Below are 2,077 nucleotides of genomic sequence, written 5' to 3'. Positions count from 1 at the left end.
TTATGAAAGTGCCTGGTTCATGAGGCACGCTACCGTCTAGGAAACTGGGGTCTATTCATTTTGGCTATTTAAAATGACCTCTTAACAGCGTTTACTGTTCCGTTGCTCCCCAAACCCCTGTAACCACAGAATCGTTTATCAGCCTGTATGACTCAACAGCTACCGTGCTCTGTCAAGAAAATATCGCTTTATTTTTAGGAGATACAGCCCACTAAGCGCTGTCAGTAAACTGCCAGCACTAAGTCCCCGATACATCGCGGCTACGCCGCGCTAACGGGGTTAAAAGGGCTTAACTCGCCATAATCATTTGCTGTAAGCCCTCATGGCTCTACAGGGCGGGAGGGGTATCAGGATCTTTAATGATCCTCCACCGGCTTACGCCGGGCTTCGGCGGCTACCCGACAATGGGGTTTCAGGGCCAATGGAACGAAAACGTACGTTAAGCAGATAATTCATTGTTTACATTGAAATTAAGCATGTTGCTTTCAGGAGAGAGGAAACTCCAAAAAAACAGCGAAATATGAAAGTAACTTTTAGGGAATCTCTGTACATTTTGAATTGGTTATTACTGTAACTATTTGTTGAGTTTAGGAAAAGTTAAACCATTATGTGTGTAGAGGTTCAGCCATGATAAATATTATCATTAATCAGAGTAGCATCTTTGGTCATATAGAAACCAGTTACAAGCAATCGGAGATATCCAAGCGAGTATATGAGGAATTTGGCGTTAAAAACCAAGTGACTGACAGCGGTGTTTGTATGGCTATGTCGGCAAAGTATCTTGCTAAAAACTCACAGGGTGAGGAATTCTATTCCTGGCTTGCCGATTCATCAGCTAAATGGGAGGTTCTTTCCCAATATCTCGGCAATGACTATCAGCCTCTTCCTCCTCCCGAATCACAAGCCAGGATTCAGGATGAATTGAAGGAGCACTTCAATCAGGTTGGTACTTATCTGTTAAAAAGCGAAGACTTTACTCCCGAATGTGCAGCTCAGGCAATGAGCTTGGCACATAATGACGAAAAGGGGAGCTACAATATGTGTTACTTGCTTACTCCCTATGACGGGCCTGCGCATGTTGTTGCCTGTATCAAAGATGATCAAGGGCATGTTCAATTTATGGACCCTAATATCGGCGAGTTATCATTCACCTCATCGAATGAGTTCGAAAACTGGATGAGTTCGGTATTTTGTAAACACTATTCTGCTTTCAGCCATATGAGCGTCAATCTCTATGAAGTCCCCTCTTCTGATAGAATTGAAGCCACTGAGATGAACTATAAAAACAGTTAGAATTGCATGATAAACTAGGAAAAAATAGTTTCTCTAGAGTATTCCAGCCCTTAGGGCCACTCTCATTATTTAATTTTTTCGTCTTCCAGAATCTTATATGTCAATTATGGTCTAAAAGTGAGCCACAGTTATGCTTTAAAAGTGCGCCACTTTAAGACCGGTTTTTAAACCTAAATGATTCATTGCCTGTTTCAATAATGTCACAATGATGAACCAGTCGATCCAATAAGGCTGCCGTCATCTTTTCATCGGCAAATAGTTTTACCCATTCAGAAAACGCTAAATTAGTGGTGATCATAATGCTGGTATGTTCATGCAATTGACTGATTAAATGAAACAATAAAGCACCTCCTTCTTGACTAAAGGGCAAATACCCCAACTCATCTAAAACAATTAAATCCAGCTTTGTCAGTTGATTGGTTAATTTAAATTGTTTACTTTCCTTGTCCAATTCCAGCTTGTTGACCAAATCTAATACATTCCAGAAGCGAACTTTAAACCCATTGGTGGCAGCGTTTATCCCTAAAGCCGTGGCTAAATGAGTTTTACCTGTACCAGGACCACCAACAAATATAAGATTACGTTTTTCTCTGATGTAATCACAGTCATTCATAAGTTCAATGCTGGGTTTATTTAATGGGCTTTGTTCATGGTTAGGAAGTTGGATCCATTTTTTGGTCATGTATTCAATGCGGAGATCATCAGGTAAAATCCTCGTATTTATCTGAGAGGTTTTGATGGCTAAGGTTGATGTGAAATGCCCATTTTGTGAGCAGTCCCACCC

2 protein-coding genes are annotated in these 2,077 nt (G+C 40.9%); one reads left to right on the top strand and one right to left on the bottom strand.

The annotated features are described in order from the left end of the window. Positions 1-627 precede the first annotated feature (627 nt). A complete protein-coding gene (locus tag AEP37_RS23395) occupies positions 628-1,293 on the top strand; it encodes a YopT-type cysteine protease domain-containing protein (protein ID WP_049615575.1) in 666 nt (221 codons plus the stop codon). A gap of 151 nt (positions 1,294-1,444) precedes the next feature. Here the strand turns inward: AEP37_RS23395 and istB are convergent. Further along, positions 1,445-2,077 (bottom strand): IS21-like element helper ATPase IstB (gene istB, locus AEP37_RS23390; RefSeq protein ID WP_244880847.1); only part of this gene is annotated, 633 nt, incomplete at its 5' end.

The organism is Yersinia pekkanenii (genome assembly GCF_001152565.1).
Taxonomy (GTDB): Bacteria; Pseudomonadota; Gammaproteobacteria; order Enterobacterales; family Enterobacteriaceae; genus Yersinia; species Yersinia pekkanenii.
Note: the sequence above shows the minus strand (reverse complement) of the source record. Positions and strands in the feature narration are given on the sequence as shown.

Coding starts and splice junctions, on each gene's coding strand:
- AEP37_RS23395 (WP_049615575.1), top strand. CDS start 628: ATGATAAATATTATCATTAATCAGAGTAGCATCTTTGGTCATATAGAA.